This window comes from Ornithinibacillus halotolerans, from assembly GCF_014637405.1.
Taxonomy (GTDB): Bacteria; Bacillota; Bacilli; order Bacillales; family Amphibacillaceae; genus Ornithinibacillus; species Ornithinibacillus halotolerans.
Window position 1 is genome coordinate 76,904 of the sequence record NZ_BMEY01000006.1, and the last position, 25,588, is coordinate 102,491.

Sequence of the window (25,588 nt, forward strand, 5' to 3'; positions counted from 1 at the left end):
CTTATATTTAAAATCCTACCCTATTATCAGGATTCCTTCCAAAGTAATTGCTCAAATGTGTATTAAGCTTATGAAAAAATCGTACTTCGCTAGGAATTTTATTTATGAAGCAGGAGAATAGAGGATAGTATAAAGAAGTGTTAGTAGAATGAAAAGGCTGGTTTCATCAGCCTTTTCACATTCTCAATTATTCTGCGCCATTCTTCCCAAAGGGCCTTCTTCATCAATTATATCTTGTAAATCATAAACAGAGATAGGGAACATCGGGAATCCAAATACATAAGGTGTTAAATCATAGAGTTGGAAATAAATCACCAGTGTTTTGTCTGCAATGTAAAACTGTTGATTAGGACTAATCTCAGTAAATTCATTGATTAAGCTAATTTCACGAACCCGAATTTGTTCTTTAATAAGTTCTGAAGTTCTTTCTACATAGTTACTACCAGGTTTAAATAAATCTGCTAACTCACATTTCTTTCCTTTTTCTAGATCAAATGTTAACGATACAATATATGTCATACCGTGGGCAGCTTTATCATGGTAGGCGTAATTAGTTAGAGTAATAGATAAAACATCACGTTGATTATTTTTAATTTCAAAGGTACCAACCATACTCACGATAGGTGTATCCATTTCAGATATTTGTTTATTAATTAACTTTTGTGTTTCTTCTATAATCGATTGATTAATATATTGTTCTAGTGCTTTATCATCCATGTTGAAAACAATTGGGTAATATACAACTATATCAGGTCCACTACTAATCATTTGGTTACTTACTTGGACTGGAAAAGTAGGCAAATTTATCATTCCCTTTTTCATTAGTTTATTCTAACGATAAAAGAGTGTGCCATTTAATTAGGTGGGGACAGTCCCCACCATGCTACTTTTTATTTTGAAATTCTGAGGAGTCATTGTAATCATAGCGAAAACCATCTTGTAGTGTTGCGTCATTTGCTTTTTTATTTTCTTGCTTCAATTCTTTTTGGTTATGTTTTTTATCCTTTTTCATGTTTTGTCCTCCTTTTCAGTCTTATTTTCATTATTGTCTCTAAATCCAACTTGTATATACGAACAGTCACTTTCAATAGAAACTTTCATTTCTAAGATTTATAATAGAAATAGTTGTTTTAGAACGAAATTTAAATTTGCAAATAAGTGGGGATTATATGGAAGATATAGGATTAGTATTAGAAGGTGGAGGAAGTAGAGGAGTATACACAGCTGGTGTATTACATTATATGATGGAACATGATGTCTTTTTGCCATATGTTATCGGTGTTTCAGCAGGAGCGTGTAATGGTTCTTCTTATGTCTCTCGGCAAATGGACAGAAACCGTGCAGTGAATATTGATTACATTGATCATCCTGATTATTTATCTTTTCGTAACCTGATTAAGAAAAGACAATTATTCGGAATGGATTTTTTATTTGATAGTCTTCCGAATGAGTTAGAACCATTTGATTTTGATACATTTTATCGAGCGGAAGAAGAATTTGTTGTTGGCGTTACAGATTGCATGACAGGAGAACCTGTTTTCTATAAAAGAGAGGATTATCAAAAGGATATCTTAACTGTTATTCGTGCTTCCAGCTCCCTTCCTTTAGTAGCACCGATTATATCGTTTGATGGGAGAGAACTAATGGATGGAGGAATATCCGATCCAATCCCAATTAAGCAATCAGAACGAGATGGAAATAGAAAGAATGTAGTAATCTTAACAAGGAACAAAGGATATTTGAAGAAGCCTCAATCCTTTAGTTGGTACTTCGAAAGAAAATATCGGGACTATCCAGGTTTATTAAAAGCAATGAAAAATCGGCATATCATCTATAATGAGACACTTAAATATATATTTGAGGAAGAAAAGAAAGGGAATGTGTTCATTATTGCCCCTTCGCAAAAATTAGATGTAGGGAGAATTGAACGAAATAAAGGGAAATTAACAACCCTTTACGAACAAGGAATAGCAGATGCAGAAAAACTCGCAGATAAATTAAAGGAATTTATCTCATAAGATTTTATCTAAGATGAAACAATTTTGTTAGATAACGTATGTAATTATAAATTTCTGGAGGGAAAATATTGACTTCTCAATCAAGGATGTAATGGCTGAACGAGCACTAACTAGCCCCGGAAATATACGGAGACTCCTGTGGGAGGATAGGCATAGGTGAGACCCCGAGAATGCACCTGCGTCTGCAAGTTTCGCTACGCAGTATGCTTCCTCGGTGCAAGGCAGCATGGAAGTAATTCCAAGTAGTAGCCTGGCTCAACAGCCGCCCACGGCGAGGTAGACACTGCGATGGTATTGATCTGAGCAGATGTCGTCCCGGTACTGGAAGTGAAAGCGCAGTATATTTCCGGGGCGGGTTAGATACGCTATCTATAATGTTTGGTATTACTCCTGTTAGAAATAGCTGAAAGGAGACAAACTCATGCAATTAAAACTTAATCAAAAACAAATTCAAGAACGTTGTGGGGTTGTCTCTTATAAACGTGGAGAAGCCTTTTATCGGAACGGTAAAGTAACAATGGAAGAAGTAAAAGAAGATGGTTTATTTGCGATTGTCCATGGAGCGGAGAATTTTGAAGTTCATCTAACTAAAGAAGAGAAAGATATTACAGCAACATGTACATGCCCAACACTATCTTCCTTTTCTAAAGATTGTCAGCATGTTGCGGCAGTCTTAATTGCTTGGAATGACAAGCAACAAGAAATGGTGGTAGAACATGAAACAGATCCACTATATGATGAGATTACGGATGGCTTATTAGAAATATTCGAATCCACCCCCTTCCGAAAAAGTGGGGAGCAAATTCACTTTGAAAATCGACAAGTATTAAAGACGTCCATTCTATGTAAAGTGGTTGAACAAAAGGGTAACCAGCCGATGTTTGGAATCGAGTTATCTATTGAATCAGAGCGAATCCAAAACATTCGTGATCTTCTAATTCATATTAAACAAGGTAGAAGCTACGAGATTAAAAAGACATTAACCTATGACCCTTCTATTTATTATATTGACAGACGTACGGATGAAGTGATTCAACAATTAATCTTAATTATGGATGATGAAAGAATCATTCAGCCAATAACTAATCAGCGAGAGGCTAGTACAATAATAGTTCCAGCCTCAGCTTGGAAAAGAATGGAACCATTATTACTTCAAGCTCCCCACGTAAATGTGCATTATAATGGGAAAAGACATGTAGGTTTTCATTTATCCGACGAAGAGTTGCCACTAACATTTGAATTTACTGGGAATGAAGAAACAGGATTTCAGCTTTTAGTGCAAGGTTTAAGTGACTTAGTTATCTTGAAAGATTACGATACAGTACTATCAAATGGAAAACTTGTCGTTGTAAAAAGAGATGAAGCGGAACGACTCTTTGAACTAAAGCGAATGCTAGATAAATCAAACTCCAATGCCATTAAAATTCCTAGAGAACATTTAAAATATTATATGGAAAAGCTTCTACCTAATCTAAGGAAAATGGGAGCAGTGCATTTGTCTGGCGAAATTACTGCTAAGCTGAAAAAGACCCCATTACAGGCGAAATTATACTTAGATCGTATTAAAAATAGACTGCTAGCAGGATTAGAATTTCATTATGAAAATGTTGTTATCAATCCATTAGAGAACCAGCATCCGAAAATTGGCTCCATGATTATTCGTGATATGGAAAAAGAAGAAGCGATTCTTCAGTTAATGGACGAAAGTAAGTTTAGCGAAACAGAGAGCGGCTATTATATTCAAAATGAAGAAATAGAATATAACTTTTTGCATCACCAATTACCTAAATTACAAAAATATGTCCAAGTGTATGCAACAACTGCTGTACGTTTACGAATTTTACCAAAAACGACAATACCTAAAATTAAAATTAGGCATTACCGAGAAAAGAACCATTTACTGGAATTTACTTTTCAAATTGATGGTATTCCAGAGTCTGAAATTAAAGAAATTCTTGCTGCATTAGAAGAGAAACGTAAGTATTATCGACTACGTGATGGGACTCTATTTTCATTAGAAACTCGTGAAATGGAAGAAATCAGGCGCTTTATGCAAGCAGTTCCTGTGCAAGATGATGAATGGGAGAAACAGTTTGAAGTACCTATTGTAGAGGGGTTACGGTTGCTTAATGTGTTTGGTGATTCAAATGCTATTTCATTAGAAGCTTCCTTTCGAGAATTTCTAGATAAGATTCAGCATCCTGAAAAGTTAGATGTTGACATTCCGACTGCTATGGAAGGAGTTCTGTATAACTATCAAAAACATGGATTTAAATGGATGAAAACACTTGCCCATTACGGATTTGGCGGTATTTTAGCGGACGATATGGGACTCGGAAAAACGATACAAAGTATTGCGTTTATCGTGTCCGAATTAGAAAATATCCGTGAATCAGGAAAACCGGCACTTATTGTATGTCCATCATCGGTAACGTATAACTGGCAAAGTGAAATGATGAAATTTGCTCCAGATATACAAATGATCATTATGGATGGAAATAAATCGATGCGAGCAAAACTGCAATCGGAATTGGAAGGAATTGACGTTCTTATAACAAGTTATCCCTTATTACGTAGTGATTTGAGATGGTATGAGGAACAAGAATTTCATGTAGTCTTCTTTGATGAAGCACAGATGTTTAAAAACGTGTTAACCCAAACGGCCCGTGCGGTTAAAAGAATAAACGCCACGCATCGCTTTGCATTAACAGGTACACCAATGGAAAATGCTTTAGAAGAATTATGGGCAATTTTTCATGTTGTATTTCCTGAATTGTTTTTGGGACTTAGAGAATATAGTGAATTAACGAATAAGCAAATTGCCCGTCGTATTCGTCCGTTTATGTTACGGCGTGTAAAAGAAGATATTTTAGATGAATTACCAGAGAAAAGGGAAACAATTGATCAGTCGGAACTTTTTCCAGAACAAAAGAAATTATATGCTAGTTACTTGGCGAAACTAAAGCATAAAACACTTAAACATTTAGATAAAGATACGATAAGAAAAAATAGAATTAGAATTTTAGCTGGATTAACTAGATTACGTCAAATTTGTTGTCATCCGGCATTATTTGTTGATGGGTACGAAGGTTCCTCTGCGAAGTTTGAACAAATGATGCGGATTGTAGAAGAAGCAAAATCTTCTGGAAGAAGAATGTTGGTCTTTTCTCAATTTACGAAAATGCTCCATTTAATTGGCAATGAGCTAAATGAACTTGGAATTGAACACTTTTATTTAGATGGACAAACTCCTTCTGATGAGAGATTAGAGCTTTGCAATCGGTTTAATGGCGGAGAAAGAGATGTTTTTCTCATTTCCTTAAAAGCAGGAGGTACGGGTTTAAATTTAACAGGTGCAGATACTGTCGTATTTTATGATAGTTGGTGGAACCCTGCTGTAGAAGAACAAGCTGCAGACCGTGCCCACCGAATTGGCCAAAAACATATTGTTCAAGTGATCAAACTAGTTGCTAAAGGTACAATTGAGGAAAAGATGAATGAACTACAAGATAGAAAGCGTCATTTAATTGAGGAAGTAATCGATCCTACTGAAGAAAGAAACATTACGCTTACAGAAGAAGATATTAAGGAATTATTAGGATAATAATGAGCTCTGATGCGTTATATTAATAAACGCATCAGAGCTCATTTTGCATTCAAAAAAAATTCTCCGATAAACATATCTCAGGCTATAAGATGGTGCCAAATAATAGAGTAATATATTTTTATCACTTTCCTTTCAATTTTCGACAAATTTGTTACAATGAAGGTGGTATGAACATGATTATATATTACTTACATGAGAAGGACGGGGTGTTTGTTCTGTCAATGCTTATTTCATTTTTGAAAATGCTACCATTTATATTATTCTATGGACTTATTTTATTTATTATTTATCTTTATCTTAAAGACAAATATCAAAACCAGCATTCCATTTTAAAGACTCATCCACTATTAGGTAGATTACGTTATATCTTTGAAATGATTGGTCCTGAGTTTAGACAGTATTGGTTTTTAAATGATAAAGAAGGTAGACCAGTTGATCGCGATACACAAGAAACAATTGCAAAAGCTGGTAAATATGCAAATACCGTAATTGGATTTGGGTCAAAGAAAGATTTTAGTAAAACAGATTTTTATTTAACAAACTCTATGTTTCCATTAAATGTGGATGAATTAAAGGTAGACAATCGTTCGCCTATTACAACATACACATATCAAATTATTAATGAATCAATTACAAGCAGAAAAGAAAAACGAAATCAAAAAACAATTAAACCTTGGCATTTAACTAAGGACAATAGTATTGTTATTGGAGAAAGACGCAACCATCCATTTAAAGTAAAAGGTTTACTAGGTATCTCAGCAATGAGTTATGGTGCTTTATCAAAAAGTGCTGTGAAGGCGCTTTCACAAGGCGTTGCGATAAGTGGTGGGAGTTTTATGAACACAGGTGAAGGAGGAATTTCACCTTATCATTTATCTAAAGTCTATCAAGTGCTAGAAGGTACTTCTGTTCCAACCGATCGTTTAGAGAAAAAGGTGTATTGCTTTATAAAAGAATTTCCTCATGCTTCTAATTTCCAATTAGAGAAAAAATTTGGGGAAGAAGTGAAAGAAACAATTCAGCAACTTGTTGATAAAGAAATTATTGAAGAAAGAGGCGCGGATTTAATTTTCCAAGTAGGATCTGGATTATTCGGAGCCCGTAAAGATGGGAAATACTGTGAAGAGACTTTTCTAAGTAATGCTTTACGTCCTGAAGTGAAAGCAATTGAGCTTAAGCTTGCCCAAGGTGCAAAAGTTCGTGGTGGAAAACTACCAAAGGAAAAAATTACTCCAGAGATTGCTAGTATTAGAGGAATTGAAATGGGTAAAGATGTAGAAAGTCCAAACCGTTTCCCATTATTTAAAGATATGGATGGACTGTTTACTTTAATTCGTCATTGGCAAGAGATTACTGGAAAACCAGTAGGTATTAAAGTGGTAGCAGGTGATGAATATTCATTTGATAATCTAGCAAGCTATATGAAGGAAACAGGAGAAGCACCGGATTTTATTTCTATTGATGGTGCTGAAGGTGGGACAGGCGCGACATATCAAGAAATGGCAGATGGACTAGGGCTGCCAATATACTCCGGTATTTTGATACTAGATCAGACGTTACGCAAATACGGTGTACGTGATGATGTGAAAATAATAGCTTCTGGTATGTTAGCTACTGCGAATAAAATGGCTACTGCGTTATCACTAGGTGCGGATTTAATCTATGTAGCACGTGCTGCCATGAATACGGTTGGTTGTATTAATGCAGGGAAGTGTCATACAAATCTATGTCCTGTAGGAATTACTACTCATTTGCCACATCTAGAAGCGGGATTAGCTGTAGAAGAAAAGAGATTCCGTACAGCAAATTATTTAACAACGATGAGAGAGGGCTTATTCATGCTTGGTGCCTCTTGTGGAATTGATTCCCCAACAAAATTCGGCAAAGAGCATATTGCATTAAGAAGATCTGATAATGAAGTGAAGAAATATACTGATAATACGAATCTAGTAGAGTTGCATAATTCTCAAACTACTATTCCTATAGAAAAAGAACGTGAATTAGTAAATAGCTAAAAAAGATAAAAGAAAGGAAGGTTCATATTTTCACTTTATAGCCGTCCTTTCTTTTTTTATTTTCCATAGGGATTTGGCAAGTTCCAATTAGTTGTATTGTGTTAACAGAAGAAATGAAAGAACAAATTGAATCTCAGAATAAGGTGTTTTTAAAAAAAAGCGAGACATGTTTATTGTTTAGCTGTTTTTTTATTTTTGGGTACTGAGCTATATTGTTATCTATGTCTGCTGTTTAACACGTAAAAATGCTGTTTTAGTTCGTTGCGCTATATGCTCACCAATTCACTTGTTCATAAGTTCACATTTCTGTGCGAAATAAGAAACTTTGAAAACGGATATGAAAAATAGACAAATTATTAGTGGAACCTTGATAATATGCGATTTAACTATGTTTAAAAACAAAAGATAAACGCGTTTGTTATGATTTTTACTTAGTGAATCGAATCACATACAAAATCCCTATGCTTCGATACAATATACATGTAGATAAAAAGAAGCAAACTATGTTGCACCAATAGATCATTATCTACACAAAATAGACTAGTCTACTATTATTCACCTTTAAGTTATTTTATAAAAAAATACGGGAGTGAATGTAATGGAAAAAATGAAAAAAATGATTTTTATCGGAGCGTTAGGACTTTCTTTACTATTAGCGGGTTGTGGTAATGATACGGATGCAGCAGAAGAAACTAGTAATAAGGAAAACAGTGCTTCTAATGAAAAAGTAGAGACAACAGCCAGTATGATTCCTGGACACGAAGATTTAAATCAAGAACCAGTACCAATTAAGTTTGAACGAGTAGGTGAAAATGAAGTAAATATTGAAATGACAGCACAGATTACTGATATTGAAATTGATAAAGGGCAAATCTATAAAGCGTGGACATTCAATGGAGAGGCTCCAGGTCCGTTAATCGTTGTGAAGGAAGGAGATACAATGAACTTCACATTAAAAAATATGGACCCTGCAGTTCCACATAGTATGGACTTCCATGCTGTAGAAACTTCACCTACGAAGAATTTTATTGATGTAATGCCTGATGAAAGTGGAACTTTCACCTTTACAGCAAATAGACCTGGGGTATTCATGTATCACTGTGCAACTGGTCCAGCTCTATCTCATATTGCCAATGGAATGCATGGTGTTGTAATCGTTCAACCGAAAGACGGATACCCAACGGATGACATCGTGGATAAAGAATTTGTACTTATTCAAAACGAATGGTATGACTATAACAGTATGGAAGATTTTACAGATGGAGAACCAAATCAAGTTGTATTCTCTGCTAAAGCTCTAAATGAAGGAGACCGTAATACGAATGGGGATACCTTCTCACTTAAAGATGAACCATTACAAGCAAAAGTTGGGGATCGTGTACGTATTTATGTAAATAATGTCGGACCAAATGAGGTCAGCTCATTCCATGTTGTTGGGGCCCAACTTGACGTGACATACCTAGATGGAAACCCAGAAAATGTGCTAAAAGGCATGCAAACCATCCAATTACCAGCTAGTGGAGGTGCAGTAGTTGAATTTGAAGTTTTTGAAGAAGGAGATTATACAATCGTAACGCATCAATTTGAACATGTTGAAAAAGGTGCAGCAGCGATCCTACGAGTGACTGCAGATGATGACAACACCACAGCATCAATTGAATAACTAATAAAGGAAGCAAGTAACACCTTGCTTCCTTTACGCTTTAACCAATGTATCGCACGGTAGCCATATGCGTTTGTGCTAATTGTATAATATCTTGAATAAACGCCTCTTGAGATTGTTTAAATTCACTATTAATCCAATTAGAGACGAGTCCATAAAATCCATAAGCAGTGTATCTTGTAAAAAAATCCATATTTACGGGCTTATTTTCAATTGTTTCAAAAACAAATTTTTCTTGATAGATTTTTAAAATCGTCTGTGGAAATTTTGTATGTAAATCAGGTAAAGTATCACTATATTTAATTAACTCAAAGAAATTCCGGTTTTCATATATGTAAGAAATAATTGAAAAAGATTGTTCGTTAAGATTGGAGGTGTCTACAATACGCTTAGTTTGATAGGATTTTTGGATAGAATATTCCAAACCTAAAAGCATGGTATCTAATAAATCCTCTGCTAATTCATACTTATCTTGATAATGTATATAAAAAGTACTCCGATTATATTTTGCATAGTCAACAATATTTTTAACCGTTACGGAATGAAAGCCTTTCTCTTTAATTAAAGCAATTAATGCATATTGTAGATGTTCAGCGGTTCGTTGTTTACGTTGTGTATTCTTGTTAGATTCCAATCTTATCCCCCACAATAAGCAATTTTATTTATTTTGTTGATTTAATAGACAGATAGTTACAGTTCGTCTATCTAATAAACATTATAACAAATTTTAATGATTGGTAAGTAATGAACAAATTGTTAACATATAAATGTAAATCTTTTCAATTCATATTTAAAGTACTAAATAGATGATATAGGGGGAATTTGTAATGGGTAAACTACAAGAAAAAGTAGCGGTAATTACAGGTGGAGTTTCAGGAATTGGTGCAGCAACAGCTAAACTATTTGCTGAAGAAGGGGCTAAACTAGTATTAGTAGATTTTAATGCAGAAAAAGGTGCAGCTTTTGAAGCAGAATTAAAATCTGAAGGATATGAAGCTAAATTTGTTAAAGCTGACGTAACAAGTGAAGAAGATGTTAAAAATATTTATGATGTTGCTTTATCTACATTTGGAAAAGTAGATGTTCTTTTCAATAATGCTGGTATTGGTGCGGTAAAACCAACTGAAGAACTGTCATATGCTGAGTGGAGAAGAACTGTTGAAGTTGACTTAGATGGTGTATTCTTAGTAGCTCAAGGTGCAATTAAAGAATTCTTAAAAGCTGGTGGCGGTGTTATCGTTAATACAGCATCTATGTATGGTTGGGTTGGATCACCTGGTAGTGCAGCTTACAATGCAGCAAAAGCTGGTGTTATTAACTTAAGTCGTTCATTAGGTTTAGAGTATGCGGAACGTAATATCCGTGTAAACGCATTATGTCCTGGATTTATTGAAACACCAATCTTAGGTGAAACAGATCGTGCATTCTTAACAAACGCAACACCAATGAAACGTCTAGGTAAACCAGAAGAAATGGCTAAAGCGGTACTATACCTAGCTAGCGATGATTCAAGCTTTATGACTGGTAACAGCCTAATCGTTGACGGTGGATATACAGCTCAATAAGATAAGTTATTAATTAAAGAATCCATTCCAAGTGAGTGGATTCTTTTTTTGCATAGCCAGCCGCCACGGCAAAGAAGACACCGCGATGGTTGTTTCGAGCGGATGTCGCCCCTGTACTGGAAGTGAAAGCGAAGTATATTTTCGGGGCGGGTTATGTGCACTAATTGTAATGTTCAACATTAACCATGTTAGGGATGGTTTCCTCTCAGAAATCTATAGAATATTTATGACTGTATTGCTAATCTTTCTTAGTCAAATTATACTTAATAATAAGACATCTTAATAAACTTAAAGCATAGAGCACCTTATGAATAAATAGGGTGCTTTTTTTACCTTAAAACTAACGAGGGAGGAAGTCTTTAAATGGAAAAAAGAGAAATTGTAATACTTTCAGCTTTAACATTCACAATCGGACTCATTCTAGGATTTTTAGCTTCGCCAATGAAAAAAGGGGTAATTAATATTCAAGGTAATAATAATACATACCGTTACAAACCATCTGAGGTTAAAAAAGAAGAGTAATAGAATTAATGATAGGATTCCTACCTTGAGGAGGGGACAAAGTTGAATTTTAATTTTCAAGAATCAATCCAAATCCTAGAAAGGACACCTAAAACTCTTCAAAATCTCTTAACGGACATATCACCTGAATGGTACAAAATCAATGAAGGAGAGGGCACATGGACTCCTTTAGAAGTCATTGAACATCTAATCGAAGGTGAAAAAACAGATTGGTTGAAGAGGACAGAAAAAATTATTAATCCAGAGTTAGATAATATGTTTGAAGAATTTAATCGTTTTACACATCTAGCCAAACCTGTACGGAAAATAGAAGTGGCTCTTGAGGAGTTTGCAACATTACGCGCGGAGAATCTCTCTAAACTAATTAATTTTAAAATAAAAGAGGAAGATTTAGATAAGGTAGGTATTCATCCTGAATTTGGGGAAGTGACATTGCAGCAATTATTAGCAACTTGGGTCGTTCATGATTTAACCCATATTTCTCAAATTGTTCGCGTAATGGCAAATCGATATAAAGATGATGTTGGCCCATGGATTTCTTACTTAAGTATATTGCAAAAATAATATGTTTCTATTTTAATAGAAATAATTTCACATTAAAGGAGAAAGACATAATATGATTGATTTAAGGAATAAACCTACTATTTATGGAGAGAAAGTTCTATTGAGGCCGTTTTTAATTGAAAATGACTTTCCCTATATAGAAGAATGTTTACAAGATCCAGAAGTAATAACATTAACAGGTAGTACGCCTGGATATAATAAAAAGGAAGTTTGGGAATGGTACGATACTAGAAATGATCAAGAGGACCGTTTGGATTTAGCAATTGTTGACAAGTCTACAAATACATTTGTTGGTGAGGTTGTAGCAAATTTATATGATAAAGCAAATCATAGTATGAATTTTAGAATTATGATTGGTCCAAGAGGAAGAAATAGAGGGCTAGGATCAGAAGCAACTAAATTAATGGTGAGTTATCTTTTTGAGAATACAAATCTAAACCAATTAACATTAAGTGTATTTGCCTTCAATCCAAGAGCAAAAACAGTATATGAAAAAGTTGGTTTTTTCGTTGATAGTATTGATAGAAATGAGTTAGAATACGAGGGAGAATGGATTGATTCCATTAATATGAAGTTAACTAGAGAACTATGGCAAAAATAAGCAGTTATTGGAAAGGCGTTTCTAATGTTTACACCAAACACTAGAAACGTTTTTTATTTTGCTATGGTATTTGTATCCATAAATGGTAATAATAAATCTTACTTGTCTGTTATAATATATTATTGTTTCTCAAGAAATAGTTTAAAATGTAGAACAGTGGTTTTTAGGTAAAGAAAAGGAACGAATAGTTTATGAAACGCTTTTTAGAAGAAGTTAGTCATGACGTGCTAGCATTTACTCGTATGTTTGATTATATAAAGGATATAGTTTTAATATTAGAGGTTGATAGAGATTCATTTAGACATATATATCTAAATAAGTCTGCAGAGGAAACTTTTAAGTTAGAGGAAGGTTTTATTGGGAAACGATTAGAAGAAGTGTTACCAATCAACCAAGCAGCTGGTTTGAACGAAAAATTTCAACAAGTTCAATCTACCTTAAAATCGATAGAGTTTACAGAAGAATTACTAATAATAACAAAGAATTTATATGTGAATCAACGGTTAGTCCTATTATAACCGGACTTGGTCATTCTAATTATTTACTGGTTATTTTACGAGACATTACAGAAAGAAAAAAGAAAGAGAAAGAAAACTTATCCAAAAAAGACTAAGTTCTTTAGTGGAACAAAATAGTGATGCTGTATTTGAAGTAGATCAAAATGGAAAATTCGTTAGCATTAATGATATCGCAACTGATATTACTGGATACAGTAAAGAAGAACTTATTGGTACATTTGAGCGGTTAGTTAATGATGGAAAATTAATTGAGTCAAAACAGTATTTCCAAAACACATTACAAGGACATAGTATGGAGTATGAAACATCAATCTATCATAATGACGGCCATTCCACCCAATTATTTGTAAATAATATACCAATTATAGTTGATGAAGTACTCGTAGGTGTTTACGGTATTGCGAAAGATATAACTGAAGAAAAAATATTGCAGAATGAAATTAGGGAAAAAATGAAGAAATCAATGCATTTTGGACAAATTCAGTTATTCCTATATTTCGTACCAATATACATGGTGAAATAATTCGAGCAAATCCTGCATTTGAAGATATATTTGGTTTTAATGAGGAAGAGGTTATCGGAAAATCCTTTTTAACTTATATTCATCCTGATGATGTGCCAGTTTTTGAAAATATATTTAGCAAATTAATTTCTGGAGAAAGTCATTCTACTGTAGAATACCGTTCAAAACATCGATCAGGCCATTATATTTGGATGGAAGCAACGGCTACACTTGTAATAGAAGAAGGTAGGGTACTATAAATTGTAAAGATAGCACGTGATATTACTGAAAGAAAAAGGCTTCGTAATAAATTAGAGAAAGCTGCTTTTTATGATCATTCAGGCATTTAATATTCCGTTCTTCTTTAAAGGACATGAAATAGAGATCGGTGTGGGAATTGGTATTGCTATTTACCCAGATCATTCTACGAAGAAAAAGCAATTAGTAAATATGGCGGATAAAGCATTATATCTTGCCAAAGAGTCTAATAACAATATTTATAAAATGTATGAGGCTTAAAGATAATGTATATTGTTAATGAAGCATGGAGAAATTTCATGCTTTTTTTGCTATTATTCTATATTAAAATGGTTTAAGCTTGTAGTAACTAGGAGTAGGGGGATACGGGATGCTATCATATTATTTGGCAGTAACTGTAGATGTTTGTGAACATAATAAATTATATGAACATATGAATGAATATCAAATAAAAGACTCAGTCAATTTAGATGGAGAGGTAGCAAAGTATGCAAAACAAGATATTGCTCCTATTGTAGAACTATATGAATGTGTTGGAGCTAAGAAGAAACTGATAAAAAAGTATCAATTCAAAGAATATGAATGTAAATGCAATAGTTGAAGGGGAGAGACTGGATATGTTATTAGATAGAGACACCCAATATTTAAAAAGTATTGATTTAAAAAGAGAAAACATATCCTCTTATCGGAATTTTCCACTTAATTTACCTGTTATTCAACATTTCAGGAAATTAGATTTTCACCCAAATGTGACCTATATAATTGGAGAAAATGGGATGGGTAAATCAACATTGTTAGAAGCAATTGCTGTTAGTTTAGGATTTAATCCTGAAGGTGGATCGTTAAATTTTAATTTTTCAAGCTTCGACTCCCACTCCAATCTACATGAATACATAAGAATTGCAAAAGGTGGGTTTCGTCCTACAGATAGTTTTTTCTTTCGTGCGGAATCTTATTATAACCTAGCTACAAATATTGAAGAGCTGGATAAAGGAGGAAATTCTCCGAGAATTATCGATTCTTTTGGTGGAACTTCTTTACATGAACAATCTCATGGCGAATCTTTTTTCGCTACGTTTATTCATCGATTACAAGGAAAAGGACTTTATATTCTAGATGAACCGGAAGCAGCACTGTCTCCACTAAGACAAATGTCACTACTGGCAAGGATTCACGAATTAATACATGATGAATCTCAGTTGATAATTTCCACCCATTCACCAATCATCATGGCATACCCTGAAGCAAAAATTATACAGTTAACCGAAATGGGAATGGAAGAAACAACATTGGAAAATACAAATCATTATAAAATGATGGAGCAGTTCTTCGAAGACAGAGACAGATTACTTCATCATTTGTTTGGGGAAGCGAATAAAAAATAAATGATTTCCTTTAAATTTTTCTCTACGTTTATTTTCTCATTTAAACGTAATTTAATACATAAGTGGTCGTTTGGTTTTAATTTACATATTGGTCATTAAAATAGAAGTTGTGGTAATTTTTTATAAGTTTTACATCCTCCTGATAGGACAACTTAATGATTAAGAAAATGCAACAAATTGTCCTTAAGGAGGGTGTAATTTATATATGAGAAAGATCTATCTTTCGGTAACTGCAACTGCTGTAATATTATCTGCATGTGCACCACAACAGGAGGCAACACCACAAGAAAGATCAATACCTCATCAACAAATGGAAGAAAGAAATAATGGACAAATCAATCTTCAGCAAGTAAAACATGGACCTAGACAGAATGTGAACCAATCTGATCAAGGTTCTATGATTGATGAAGATGAGCATTTTCTGACAGACATGAGTAAGTTTTATGATAATGCAGATTTTGAAAACGACCAAATTCATTTGCTCATAGATGGGATGCATCTTCATACTACTCCATCAGCTTTTATCGATGGAGATGAAGTGTATATCCCAATTTCCTTTATATCAGCACACTTAGAAGCGGGCGTTCGATATGATAAAGAAGCGAATTTAGTAGAGATACTGAAAGCGGATACCAATATCGAATTATTCATTGATGCTGATCAAGCTACTGTGAATGGTGTTGACGTAGAAACACCATCTTTCATCGAGAAGGATGGAACTATTTTTGTACCGATTTGCTTTGTTGCGGAAGCGCTTGGTTACACGGTCGAAAAGAATATTGCGGAAGATGAGGTAAAAATTGAAACTCATCAACCAGAAGCCGAAACTTTTGGTTATTATGAAGAAGCTGAAACGGTGCAAGAAGAACAAAGTATTCCTGCTCAGGCAATGAATCAAGAGACCTATACAGTTCAAGCAGGGGATAGCTTATTTCTCATTGCAAAAAAGTTTAATACAACTGTAGAACGATTAAAGGAAATCAATGGTCTTTCTGATAATGAGATTGAAAAAGGGCAAGTGTTAGTTGTTTTATCTAGACCGGAATCATACACGGTTATTGCAGGTGATACGTTATTTACTATTGCAAGAAAATTCGAGCTAACGGTAGAACAATTAATACGTTATAATGAGCTAACTTCAACGTCTATTCAGCCAGGGCAGCAGTTATCGTTAATGAAACAAAGCTCTTATACAGTAAAAGCTGGTGATACGCTATATAGTATAGCTAGGAGCTTTGGTGTAACAGTTGCTAATATACAAAAGTGGAATAACCTTTCAGACAATATGCTTACAGTCGGTCAAACGCTGAAAGTATCGGAGCGTGCAGCTACAATTCCAAGTGACAATGGAAATGATGACACGTATAAAGTGCAAGCAGGAGATACGTTATACTCGATTGCTAAACGCTTTAATGTGACAGTTGATCAAGTGAAAAACTGGAACAACTTATCAAGCAATATGATAAGTGTCGGACAAGATTTAAATATAATAGATAATAAACAAATGAGTACCCCATCAACTGAAAAGATGTCAACGTATACTGTTCGTTCTGGTGATACGCTTTATTCTATCGCTCAGCGTTATAACACAACAGTAGACAATATTAAGCGTTGGAATAACCTAGCGATTAATACACTTAGTCTAGGTCAAATCTTATCAATTGATGGTGAAGCAAAAGATGATACTTCATCATCCAAAAAAGAGACTAAGTCCCCAGGACAAAAAACGTATACGGTTGTAAAAGGTGATACTTTATTAGGTATTGCTCGACGTTTTAATACAACTGTAGACGAACTAAAACGTATAAATGGATTAAGACATGACGATTTAAATATTGGACGTACGTTAACCTTAGTAGGAAACGGTAATTCGTCTACGAAAGAGCAAGAAGGGGTCACAGTAAGTTTTAAAACCCATACCGTTAAATCTGGAGATAACTTGTGGGATTTAAGTATCCAATATGGTATTCCGATGCTGGAATTAGCTAAGGAAAATAATTTGACTCTTAATAGTTCACTCTCTCTTGGCCAAAAAATTACGGTGCCTGTATACAATGTCCCAGTAAAAAGCACAGTTAGCCCAAATCATGGTGAAATATTAGATTGGTGGACAGAGGCGAGATATGTGTTCCCTGTTGGTACAGTTGCTACTGTAAAGGATGTAAAGTCGGGCAAAACGTTTAAAGTGAAGCATACTACAGGAGGAAACCATGCTGATTCGGAACCATTAACAGCTAAAGATGCAAAAATCATGAAAGAAATATGGGGAGGAAAATATAGTTGGACCCCAAGGGCGATTATTATCAACGTTGACGGAAGAAAATTAGCTGCAGCTATGCACTCTTATCCACACAGTATTGCTGAGATAAAGAATAATAACTATGACGGTCACTTCTGTATCCATTTTCTAAATAGCACAAGGCATAAGGATGGGTTAATTCAAGATGCAAGAACAAATTAAAATTTCTGCTGGGATTAATTAAAGGAGAGGGTTGCCTCTCCTTCTTTCATTCTTGGTCCGTAATTTCTTTGATTTTTTCTGCTAATTGGTCTGGTGGTAATGGTTTGCTAAAGTAGAAACCTTGACATATAACGTTATATGCCCTTAGCACATCGACTTGTTCTTTTGTTTCTATCCCTTCAACCACTATTGTCATATGATTCGAATGCTTAGTTGCTTCTAAAACGACTTTTAAGATAGATATATTATTTTTATTCTGAAATCCTTTATCTAATAACGATTTATCAACTTTTAATGTATCAAATTGAACATTGGATATTAAATGTAAAGATGAATAACCGGTTCCAAAATCATCAATTGCAATTTTTAATCCGAATTCCCTAAGTTCTTGAATTAGCTCTCTTGATTCCTCTAAATCAAGCATGACACTTTCCGTTATTTCAATCTGAATTAACGTAGGATCAATATTTGCATCATGAATAATCTGCTTAATATTCTCAATAAAATTAGCACTTTTAAACTGGCGGGCAGAGACATTTACTGCAACGGGGACAATAGGGAAAACTTCTTTATTTTGCCATTCCCTTATTTGGCGACAAGTCTCTTTTAATACCCATTCTCCAATAGGGACAATGAGCCCAGTTTCTTCAGCAATTGGAATAAAGTCACAAGGAGAAACAAACCCGAACGAAGGATTCCACCTTAGTAATGCTTCTACTCCTACGACTTTTCCCCTATGGATATCAATTAGTGGTTGGTAATGCAACTTCAATTCTTGTTTTTCAATTGCTCTTCTTAAGGAATTTTCTAATTTTACTTTACGAGTAACTCTTTCATTTAGTTCGTTTGTATAGAACTGATAGTTGTTTTTCCCTTTTTCTTTCGCATAGTACATGGCAATATCTGCTTGTTTGATCATGGTATCCATATCAGTGTTGGAATCAGAATGCTTACTTATTCCAATACTTAATGTAACTGTTAACTCATGTCCCAAAAGAGTTAGCGATTGATTCATCGATTGGATGATTCTTTCTGCAATTATAGATACCTCAGCGTCCGTTACACCCTGTAAAATAATAAAAAATTCATCACCACCGATTCTAGTAATTTCATCATTTTGTCGTAATGATTCTTGTAATCGTTTTGAGACTTGTTGCAGGAAAATATCTCCAATATGGTGTCCAAGTGTATCGTTAACGTCTTTAAAGTTGTCAAAGTCGATGGAAAATAAAGTAATTGGAATGTTATTTTCCATCGAAGAATGTAATAATTCTGGGAAAGTTTTATAAAACCATGCTCGATTAGGGAGTCCAGTTAGCTGATCGGTATAGGCTAATTCCTCTATACGTTTACGTGCCTCTATCTCTAATGTCAAATCCTTTGCAATCCCAAATACACCTGTAATACGATTATCGATATCAATTGGGATAAGAATGATTTGTGCAGGGATTTTTATCCCACTCTTTCCTATTGCAATAATTTCATAGTGTTGTGGCTTACCGTTGAGTGCTTCTGCAAATTTTATCTTTACTTCTTCTAATAAATTAGGGCTTATAAGCTGGTGAAAGGTCATCTGTAGTAGTTCTTCTTCTGAATATGCCAATAAATCCCAAACAACGGAGTTGACTTCGATGAAATAGCCATCACGGTCCAGTGAAAAAACGGGGTCTGGGTTATGTTTAAACAAAGATAGATAACGTTGATTTTTTTCTTCTAATTCGCGCTTTATCTTATTTTGTACGGTTAGATCTCGCATCACAACTTGTGTGGCAGGTTTGTTATTGTAGATGATTTCAAGCCAGGCAACTTCAACTTCCCGAATTGTACCTTTAAGGGTAACGATCCGTTGATGGCTAAATACATCAACCTTACCAGATTTTTTTAATGCTTGCGCATAATCTAATAATTTGTTTTTATCATCTGGATGGACAAAATTAAATATATCTTTTCCAATGATCTCACTTTTATGGGAGGCCTCGACAAGCTGTATACAAGCATCATTAACAAAAAATATTAGCTTCCCGTCATGAACAAATGTTGGTTCAGGAGAGCGTTCTAATAGTCTTCGATACCTTGTTTCACTTTCTTCTATTTTTCTTATCAGACTTCTTTGAGCGTTTAATGAGCGATTGTCAATATATGCAGATAATAATGTTGCTACCATGATTAAAATTGTACTGAATGCAACAATATTACCTAATACTATGGGTTCAACTCCATTATGAATGCTCAGGGGTGTATCTAAGAACCGTATTGCCTTTACACCAGTATAATGGACAGCAGACACAATTAATCCTAATATCACTCCATTTACTACATTATTTAAGGTGGGGTGATTTGGTTTATTTCGCATGTTTATTACAATTTGAATTGCGATAAATGAAAATATAAGTGAAGTGGATAGAGTTAGGAAGAAATATACTGATGTAAATTGAACCTCTACTTGCTCATGGATTGCAAATGTAGCAATAAAGTGTAAAAAGATGATACCAGCACTTATCGCAAGCCCGCTAATTACTTTTTTAGTTTTCGTTACCGGTTGTATATGTAGAAGGAAGAACGCTGTCAAGGATGATAGTAAGGCACATAGAAATGCAATAAGTAATAGAAGTCCATTGTAGTTAACATGTGCATCAATATGAAAGGCAATCATTCCAATAAAATGCATCGAAAAAATACCAATTGCCATAATGAATGCACCGGTTACAAGCAATGGCTTTTTTCTCAAACGTTTCCCATCAATAATTCTTTCGATTACCACAAGAGTAGTATAAGATGTAATGATTGCGATAAAGACTGAAAAGATAATAAAAAATATACTATAGGCTTCATGTATCATGATGTTACTCCTTTTTTACAAGCCATCCCCTTAATAATATTTTAGTATTTCACATAAAGGTAAATTTTATCTCATAAAGGGGGTCAGTCCCTCTGTGAAGTCCCTCTGTGAAATTTTCACAGAGGGACTGACCCCCTATAAAGCAAAAATTGATCTTAATTCTTTTGTTTGTTTTTCATTTAAAAAATAATAATCGATACTATTAAAATATATACTACATTTATCCTCGCGAAACCATATAAAACCTGAGAGTTCAGAACTTATTTCCACAGGTGTATCAAGGGCAAAAAATATGTCTGATGTTTTATCTACGATAGGTTTTGGTATTTTAGAAATATGATTAAATAGGGTTCTTAATCTTTTTACTGCTAGTGGATTGTTAATCTCTTTAAAATAATTTACATGAAACCGAATAACTTCATTGGAATCATTGTAATTGTATGGTGTACCTACTTTAATTACTTCATCAATTAGCCCTTTATAGTATCCTAATACGTATCGCTTATAAATTTCAGGTAGCAATTTATTAAATGATGAGGAACCAGGTAATATCCCCCATTCAACAGTTGGTTCTTCATCTAGAGATTTTCTCATAGCAATTAATGTTTCTTTTTCAAGGGGCATACTTTCTATCTTAGGGTTCTCTAGTGTTTTAGTAATAAACTGATAAACTTTTTTATTTCTTCTCTCTTCATCTAAGAGATTGACAACTTCGCAACATAAGGCAATAAAAGCACCTTGTCGAACTATCTCCATCTGATCTGGATATATGCCATCCATATCTTCATCTGCACTAGCAAAGAAAAAACGCTCGTATTCGATATGTTCAAAATCAATATTATGACCAAATCCACTATAGGTAGTAACCATATCATGGTACATCCAAAATACCTTTCCAAATGCAATTTGAAATTCACGATAATTGTCTCGAGTTAAAATGAAACTCTCTTGTACCATTTTTATCACCTATCTTTCTTTATACATAATATTAAAAATATTTAGTTGTTTAATTTTACCATATATACAAGGGATTGTTGTAATGACATCACATGTATTTACAGAGAATGAGTGTATGTGGTTTGTCCCATCTACTTTAAAGTCGAGGTGCATGGTGCACATCCTTGTAAATTCAAGTCTTAAAAACATATAATTATAATGGAGTTTTTATGAAGGACGAAAGGGTGTTTTAACATAGATATAGCAGCAAGGATTATTAAACATAGGAAAAGTGTACTTATAACATTTCTCGTCGTTACTATTGTTTGTGTGATAGCACAGTTTACAGTTTCTGTGAACTACAATATGGTAGATTACTTACCAGAAGATGCTCAGTCAACAAAAGCTCTGGAAATAATGGAGCAAGAATTTGACGGAGCAATTCCTAATGCAAAAGTAATGATTGAAGATGTTTCGATACAAGAAGCATTAGTATTCAAAGAAAAATTAGCCTCTATCGATGGAGTTAGTAATGTCACATGGTTAGATGATGTCGTCGATCTAAAAGTACCTATCGAAGTGGCCGAGCAAGAAACAGTGGAATCGTATTACAAAGATAATCATGCCTTGTTTTCCTTTAGTATTCATTCTGGTGATGAAGTTGAAATAACGGATGCAATTTATGAATTAATTGGGGAAGAGAATGCAATGGCAGGAGAAGCTCTTAATACAGCTACCCAACAAAAGATGGCACTTACGGAAACGATGTATGCAGCTGCATTATTAATTCCAATTATTATCCTTATTCTCGTCCTATCAACTAATTCATGGATTGAACCTGTATTTTTCTTAACTGCTATTGGTGTATCTGTCCTTATCAATTTAGGAACCAATATATTTATAGGTGAGGTTTCTTTTGTTACTCAATCTGTCGCCCCAATTTTACAGCTAGCTGTTTCCTTAGACTATGCGATTTTTCTTTTACATAGTTTCTCGGATTACAGACAAAAAGTTTCTGATCCGAAAGAAGCGATGCGTTTAGCGATGAAGCGTTCATTTCCAGCTATTATTGCTAGTGCATCGACAACCTTCTTTGGGTTTATTGCTTTATCATTTATGGAATTCGGAATTGGTGCAGACTTAGGGGTTAACTTAGTTAAAGGTATAGCCTTAAGTTTTATTAGTGTTATGGTCTTTTTACCAGCCCTGACTATCATGTTTTACAAATGGATTGATAAAACAAAACATAAACAATTCATTCCTACTTTTAGAAATATTGGTAGTAAAGTAGTGAAAATAAGGATACCAATTATCCTAATTGTCTTTATCCTAATCGTGCCAGCATTTTTAGCACAAAGTGAAACGAACTTTATATATGGAATAGGCGAGCAACCAGAAAATACCCGTGCCGGTAGTGATATTGCAAAGATAGAAGAGAAATTTGGCAAGAGTACTTCCATAGTATTACTAGTACCTCGAGGAGAAATTGCAAAAGAAGAAGAGTTAGTGCGTGAATTAGAAGAAATGAAAGAAGTGACTAGTGTCATTTCTTATGCAAATATGGTTGGAGCAGGTATACCTTCCGAATATTTAGATGAATCCATCACAGAGCAATTCTTGTCAGAAAATCATAGTAGAATTATTCTTCAGACAAGTACTGACACGGAAGGGGATGAGGCGTTTGGCTTCATTGAAGATGTTGAACAGTTAGTAGAAGGGTATTATGGAGATAATTTTTATGCATTAGGTGAAAGTGTGACATTATATGATATTAAAAATGTGGTACTTAAAGACAACGCGTTAGTGAATATGCTAACTGTGATAACTATCGCAATTGTTCTATTGGTGACTTTTAAATCAATAACTTATCCAGTTATTTTATTATTAACTATTCAGTCAGCAGTATGGATTAATTTATCCGTTCCCTATTTTACTGACTCATCTTTAGTATTTGTCGGATATTTAATTGTTAGTACCGTACAACTCGCTGCAACAGTAGATTATGGAATATTATTTACAGAAGAGTTTAAAGAGAACCGAAAAGAAATGCCTGCTCTTCAAGCGATTAAGAAAACACTTGATGAGAAGACATTCTCGATTGCGATTTCAGCTTCCATCCTATCTAGTGTCGGATTTATTTTATGGATTACCTCTTCTAATCCAATTGTTTCTTCGATTGGATTATTATTAGGACGGGGTGCATTACTAGCCTTTATTATGGTTTTATTATTCTTACCAGCCATCTTATTGGTCTTTGATAAATTAATAGAAAAAACAACTTGGAAAGCAAATTACTATAAGGAGAAATGATGATGAGGAGATTCAAAAAGATAATAATTATCTTATTAGCTCTACTACTAATATTGCCGTCATTTCTAACAACAGCTTCAAACAATGACAGCACAGAAGAGGATACAGACCCTACAAAAGAAGGGAAATTTTCCTCAAAGGATGAAGTAGTTTATGCAACTTTAAGTGCAACAGGAGAAAGTAAAGAAATATATATTGTTAATTCATTTGAAATAGAAGAAGAAGGAAAAATTATCGATTACGGAACGTATTCAAATTTGAAGAACTTAACAAACCTATCGGAAATCGTTCAGGATGATAATCAAGTAGAATTTATAGCCTCAAAAGGAGAATTTTATTATCAAGGAAATTTAAATAATAAAGATTTACCATGGGATATTTCTGTATCCTATTACTTGAATGGAGAAGAGATAACCCCGGATGAATTAGCAGGAATGAATGGACATGTAGAAATTAGAATTAAGACCAGAGTAAATGAACAAGTCGATCCTGTATTTTTTGAAAACTATTTATTACAAATCTCTGTGCCACTTGATTCAGATATATTCTCTGAGATTCAAGCCCAGGATGGATTAATTGCAAATGCAGGGAAAAATAAACAAGTAACATTTACAGTTATGCCAGAACAAGAGGAAGAATTTATTGTAGAGGCAAAGGCCGTAAATTTTGAATTAGCTGGGATTGATATCACTGGTATTCCTTCTTCCATGCCCATTGAATCTCCAGATGTTGATGAGATGACGAATGAGATGAAAACTTTGTCTAAAGCTATATCCGAGCTTAATGATGGAGTTGCTGATTTTAAGAGTGGAGTAACGGAATTAAACGTGGGTGTAGCTGCTCTTCGTGATGGTTCTTCACAATTTAATGATGGGGTAAATAAATTAAACGACTCCTCGCCAGATGTAGTGAATGGTTCAAAAGAAATTGAACTTGCACTTGAATCTATTAGTACCTCACTTCAAGATCTCCCAGACATTGATACTGAGGGGATGAACGAACTAGTTAGTGGGTTGAACAGTACAGCATCAGGTCTTGGAGAAATAATTACCCAATTAGAGTCTCTTAAACAAAATGTGAAAGAAGCATATGAAAACTTAGATACAGCTATAGCCAATATTCCTTCTTATGAGTTGTCAACGAAAGAAATGGAAGACTTAAGAAATAGTACTGCAAATAATGAAACTGTGGAAAAACTTATCGATATGTATAACGCTGCAAAAGAAGTTAAGTCTGTATATACTAACGTAAAGCCGACTTTTGAAGCGATGGATATGACGATGCAAGGTGTTATTAATGCACTTTCTGAAATGCAGATAGGCTTAAATACGATGGCAGAGGAAACTGCTGCTTCATTAGAGGAAATGAATGATATTGGAAAAATCGTTCAATTACAGCAAGGTCTTCAAGAACTTGCATCTAACTATACAGTTTTTCATTCTGGTTTAGAGGCATTTGTAAATGGAGTAGGTCAACTATCTAATTCATATCAAGAACTACATGAAGGAATTGTCGGGATATCTGATGGAACGAATGAGTTAGAAAATGGTATGGATGATCTTCATAAAGGTACAACTGAATTAGATGAAGCGACGAGTGATTTGCCAAACCAAATGACAAAAGAAATTGATCAAATGATTTCCGAATATGATAAATCTGATTTTGAAGTAGTTTCCTTTATTTCTAATAAAAATAAAGAGGTTGGTTCTGTACAGTTTGTATTAAAAACAGAAAGCATTAAAATTGAAGAATCTACAACTACGGAAGAACCTACAGAAGAGAAAAAAGGATTTTGGTCTCGCTTTTTAGATTTATTTAAATAAA

Annotated in this window: 23 protein-coding genes; 18 read left to right on the top strand and 5 right to left on the bottom strand. The window is 34.1% G+C overall.

Going from position 1 to position 25,588, the window contains the following annotated elements:
• Nucleotides 1–183: 183 nt before the first annotated feature.
• Together IEV35_RS07335 and IEV35_RS20310 are read right to left on the bottom strand one after the other, a co-directional pair.
• A complete protein-coding gene (locus tag IEV35_RS07335; protein WP_229740675.1) occupies nucleotides 184–822 on the bottom strand; it encodes a DUF3298 and DUF4163 domain-containing protein in 639 nt (212 codons plus the stop codon).
• 61 nt (nucleotides 823–883) lie between these two features.
• Nucleotides 884–1,012, bottom strand: a complete 129-nt coding sequence (locus tag IEV35_RS20310; protein WP_268237913.1) for a hypothetical protein — start codon at nucleotides 1,010–1,012, stop codon at nucleotides 884–886.
• A gap of 157 nt (nucleotides 1,013–1,169) precedes the next feature.
• On the opposite strand from IEV35_RS20310, the gene IEV35_RS07340 reads away from it, so the two are divergent.
• The 4 genes from IEV35_RS07340 (at nucleotide 1,170) to IEV35_RS07355 (ending at nucleotide 9,303) form a co-directional block, all read left to right on the top strand.
• Nucleotides 1,170–2,018 (top strand): patatin-like phospholipase family protein, encoded by an 849-nt coding sequence (locus IEV35_RS07340; protein ID WP_188384008.1) that lies wholly within the window; start codon nucleotides 1,170–1,172, stop codon nucleotides 2,016–2,018.
• Nucleotides 2,019–2,439: 421 nt separating this feature from the next.
• Complete coding sequence (locus IEV35_RS07345; RefSeq protein WP_188384009.1) at nucleotides 2,440–5,622, top strand: DEAD/DEAH box helicase; 3,183 nt, start codon at nucleotides 2,440–2,442, stop codon at nucleotides 5,620–5,622.
• Nucleotides 5,623–5,798: 176 nt separating this feature from the next.
• The gene (locus IEV35_RS07350) at nucleotides 5,799–7,640 is read left to right on the top strand and encodes an FMN-binding glutamate synthase family protein (RefSeq protein ID WP_188384010.1); all 1,842 of its coding nucleotides are present in this window, start codon (nucleotides 5,799–5,801) and stop codon (nucleotides 7,638–7,640) included.
• Between the two features lie 598 nt (nucleotides 7,641–8,238).
• Entirely contained in the window at nucleotides 8,239–9,303 is a 1,065-nt protein-coding gene (locus IEV35_RS07355; RefSeq protein WP_188384011.1) for a multicopper oxidase domain-containing protein, read from the top strand.
• A gap of 40 nt (nucleotides 9,304–9,343) precedes the next feature.
• Here the strand turns inward: IEV35_RS07355 and IEV35_RS07360 are convergent, their stop codons facing one another.
• Nucleotides 9,344–9,943 (bottom strand): TetR/AcrR family transcriptional regulator, encoded by a 600-nt coding sequence (locus IEV35_RS07360; RefSeq protein WP_373284709.1) that lies wholly within the window; start codon nucleotides 9,941–9,943, stop codon nucleotides 9,344–9,346.
• A 187-nt stretch (nucleotides 9,944–10,130) separates the two neighbouring features.
• On the opposite strand from IEV35_RS07360, the gene IEV35_RS07365 reads away from it, so the two are divergent.
• From IEV35_RS07365 to IEV35_RS07415, 12 genes are all read left to right on the top strand, one after another.
• Nucleotides 10,131–10,868, top strand: a complete 738-nt coding sequence (locus IEV35_RS07365; RefSeq protein ID WP_188384013.1) for an SDR family NAD(P)-dependent oxidoreductase — start codon at nucleotides 10,131–10,133, stop codon at nucleotides 10,866–10,868.
• Between the two features lie 363 nt (nucleotides 10,869–11,231).
• Complete coding sequence (locus tag IEV35_RS07370) at nucleotides 11,232–11,390, top strand: hypothetical protein (protein WP_188384014.1); 159 nt, start codon at nucleotides 11,232–11,234, stop codon at nucleotides 11,388–11,390.
• 42 nt (nucleotides 11,391–11,432) lie between these two features.
• Nucleotides 11,433–11,954, top strand: coding sequence for a DinB family protein (locus IEV35_RS07375; RefSeq protein WP_188384015.1), 522 nt, complete (start codon nucleotides 11,433–11,435; stop codon nucleotides 11,952–11,954).
• Nucleotides 11,955–12,006: 52 nt separating this feature from the next.
• Nucleotides 12,007–12,555, top strand: coding sequence for a GNAT family N-acetyltransferase (locus tag IEV35_RS07380; protein WP_188384016.1), 549 nt, complete (start codon nucleotides 12,007–12,009; stop codon nucleotides 12,553–12,555).
• Between the two features lie 191 nt (nucleotides 12,556–12,746).
• Nucleotides 12,747–13,073 carry a PAS domain-containing protein gene (locus IEV35_RS07385; protein ID WP_188384017.1) on the top strand — a complete coding sequence of 109 codons (327 nt, stop codon included), beginning with the start codon at nucleotides 12,747–12,749 and terminating at the stop codon, nucleotides 13,071–13,073.
• On the top strand, nucleotides 13,043–13,168 hold the full coding sequence (locus IEV35_RS20445) for a hypothetical protein (protein ID WP_373284710.1): 126 nt from the start codon (nucleotides 13,043–13,045) through the stop codon (nucleotides 13,166–13,168). Before IEV35_RS07385 ends, IEV35_RS20445 begins: the two co-directional genes overlap by 31 nt.
• Nucleotides 13,153–13,596: a PAS domain S-box protein gene (locus tag IEV35_RS07390; protein ID WP_268237918.1), complete on the top strand. Its 444-nt coding sequence runs from the start codon at nucleotides 13,153–13,155 to the stop codon at nucleotides 13,594–13,596. The genes IEV35_RS20445 and IEV35_RS07390 overlap by 16 nt, the downstream gene beginning before the upstream one ends.
• Nucleotides 13,596–13,835, top strand: a complete 240-nt coding sequence (locus tag IEV35_RS07395) for a PAS domain-containing protein (RefSeq protein WP_229740685.1) — start codon at nucleotides 13,596–13,598, stop codon at nucleotides 13,833–13,835. The genes IEV35_RS07390 and IEV35_RS07395 overlap by 1 nt, the downstream gene beginning before the upstream one ends.
• A 70-nt stretch (nucleotides 13,836–13,905) precedes the next feature.
• The gene (locus IEV35_RS07400) at nucleotides 13,906–14,094 is read left to right on the top strand and encodes a diguanylate cyclase domain-containing protein (RefSeq protein WP_188384019.1); all 189 of its coding nucleotides are present in this window, start codon (nucleotides 13,906–13,908) and stop codon (nucleotides 14,092–14,094) included.
• A 109-nt stretch (nucleotides 14,095–14,203) separates the two neighbouring features.
• Complete coding sequence (locus IEV35_RS07405; protein WP_188384020.1) at nucleotides 14,204–14,434, top strand: hypothetical protein; 231 nt, start codon at nucleotides 14,204–14,206, stop codon at nucleotides 14,432–14,434.
• A 16-nt stretch (nucleotides 14,435–14,450) separates the two neighbouring features.
• On the top strand, nucleotides 14,451–15,218 hold the full coding sequence (locus IEV35_RS07410; protein ID WP_188384021.1) for an AAA family ATPase: 768 nt from the start codon (nucleotides 14,451–14,453) through the stop codon (nucleotides 15,216–15,218).
• A 205-nt stretch (nucleotides 15,219–15,423) separates the two neighbouring features.
• Entirely contained in the window at nucleotides 15,424–17,679 is a 2,256-nt protein-coding gene (locus tag IEV35_RS07415; RefSeq protein WP_188384022.1) for a LysM peptidoglycan-binding domain-containing protein, read from the top strand.
• Between the two features lie 46 nt (nucleotides 17,680–17,725).
• On the opposite strand, the gene IEV35_RS07420 is transcribed toward IEV35_RS07415, so the two are convergent.
• The gene (locus IEV35_RS07420) at nucleotides 17,726–20,518 is read right to left on the bottom strand and encodes a bifunctional diguanylate cyclase/phosphodiesterase (RefSeq protein ID WP_188384023.1); all 2,793 of its coding nucleotides are present in this window, start codon (nucleotides 20,516–20,518) and stop codon (nucleotides 17,726–17,728) included.
• 135 nt (nucleotides 20,519–20,653) lie between these two features.
• On the bottom strand, nucleotides 20,654–21,475 hold the full coding sequence (locus IEV35_RS07425; RefSeq protein ID WP_188384024.1) for a hypothetical protein: 822 nt from the start codon (nucleotides 21,473–21,475) through the stop codon (nucleotides 20,654–20,656).
• Between the two features lie 345 nt (nucleotides 21,476–21,820).
• On the opposite strand from IEV35_RS07425, the gene IEV35_RS07430 reads away from it, so the two are divergent.
• On the top strand, nucleotides 21,821–23,764 hold the full coding sequence (locus IEV35_RS07430; protein WP_229740676.1) for an efflux RND transporter permease subunit: 1,944 nt from the start codon (nucleotides 21,821–21,823) through the stop codon (nucleotides 23,762–23,764).
• A 2-nt stretch (nucleotides 23,765–23,766) separates the two neighbouring features.
• On the top strand, nucleotides 23,767–25,587 hold the full coding sequence (locus IEV35_RS07435) for a methyl-accepting chemotaxis protein (protein WP_188384025.1): 1,821 nt from the start codon (nucleotides 23,767–23,769) through the stop codon (nucleotides 25,585–25,587).
• The last annotated feature ends 1 nt before the right edge of the window (nucleotide 25,588 follow it).